The following is a 259-nucleotide window of genomic DNA, read 5'->3' as shown; positions in this document are numbered from 1 at the left end:
TATCAAAGGTGATCATCGTCGATTTACAAAAAATACACTTAGCGCCCAAAGGGTTTCGCTCCGTCACATCGAATGCCGATGTACGGTACTGTGAACCATGACAACATGGACAGCGGAAATGGAGATGTTGAGTAATAACGGCAACCTTAGAGCGTAACAACGTTCGCTGCCGCGGGGCCACGTTGCCCCTGCTCAATAGAAAATTCAACTTTCTGATTTTCGTTCAGCGTGCGGAATTCATTGCTCTGGATGGCAGTGA

Annotated in this window: 1 protein-coding gene; it reads right to left on the bottom strand. The window is 47.5% G+C overall.

Annotation, left to right across the window (positions count from 1 at the left end):
* Window positions 1–146: 146 nt before the first annotated feature.
* Window positions 147–251: a cold shock domain-containing protein gene (locus SB765_RS31080; protein ID WP_410932683.1), complete on the bottom strand. Its 105-nt coding sequence runs from the start codon at window positions 249–251 to the stop codon at window positions 147–149.
* Window positions 252–259: the final 8 nt, after the last annotated feature.

It is taken from the genome of Pseudomonas sp. SIMBA_067 (genome assembly GCF_046534675.1).
Lineage (GTDB): Bacteria > Pseudomonadota > Gammaproteobacteria > Pseudomonadales > Pseudomonadaceae > Aquipseudomonas > Aquipseudomonas putida.
This window is presented reverse-complemented; position numbering and strand designations above follow the sequence as displayed.